Below are 1,014 nucleotides of genomic sequence, written 5' to 3' on the forward strand. Positions count from 1 at the left end.
CCCCGGGTTCTAAGCGGAAGTGCAACACCTTCTAAGTTGTGGTTATTGAGATCACTCCGAGAAGGGTTGCACTTCCTTGACCGCACATTACAGACATTTGATGATCGATGACCGCTTCGAGCTCCAACGCCTCTGGGAAGGTGGTGTCAGTCGGTCGGCGATTGCTCGCCGTTTAGGGGTTCACCGTTCCACGATCACCCGCGAGCTACGGCGTGGTTCGTGGCAACCAGAGCACGATCATGCGAATCTGCGCCCGTACCTGCGCAACAGGCTCGATACTCGTGGCCCACAGGAACGTCTCTACCTCGGGACTCAGGCCCAACTTCAGGCAGACACGCGCGTGGCCCGTTCGCATCAGCCCTACCGGATGGGCTACGACCAGCTGGTGGACTGGGTGATCTCTGCGTTGCGTCGTGGGTGGACGCCCCAGGAGATCGCGGGCCGTTTACCCTCCGAGTTCCCTGACGATCCACGGATGCGAGTCAGTGCAGAGACGGTGTATTCGTGGATCTATTCGCCAGCACAATCACACCGTCAACTTCGACAATATTTGACCCGTGGGCACCGCAAACGCAGGAAACGACAGGGAAGACGAGTGCATTCGGAGCGGATCAAGTGGCGCACCTCGATCCATGACCGTCCCGCCGAGATCGAAGACCGGGACCAGTTCGGGCACTGGGAAGCTGACAGTGTCCTTGGGCTGCGTGGCACCGGCGGCCTGCACACCAACGTGGAACGCCGATCCCGGAAACTCTTCGCGATCAAGATCGAATCGATCACCGCGCAAGCCACCCTGAATGCGCAACTAACAATCTTCACCTCCATTCCAGCCCACGCTGGAAGATCGGTGACCGCCGACAACGGCAGCGAGTTCGCGTACCACTACAAACTCGCTGACACCCTCGCGATCCCGACGTATTTCGCTGACCCATATTCGGCTTACCAGCGAGGCACGAACGAGCACTTCAACGGTCGCATCCGCCGCTACCTCCCCAAGGGCACCAGCTTCTCTGA

Annotated in this window: 1 protein-coding gene; it reads left to right on the forward strand. The window is 59.5% G+C overall.

From position 1 onward, the window contains the following. Nucleotides 1-100 precede the first annotated feature (100 nt). Nucleotides 101-1,014, forward strand: a 914-nt coding sequence (locus tag ADICYQ_RS31340) for an IS30 family transposase (protein ID WP_161625622.1), incomplete at its 3' end; no start/stop codon positions are given.

It is taken from the genome of Cyclobacterium qasimii M12-11B (assembly GCF_000427295.1).
Classification (GTDB): domain Bacteria; phylum Bacteroidota; class Bacteroidia; order Cytophagales; family Cyclobacteriaceae; genus Cyclobacterium; species Cyclobacterium qasimii.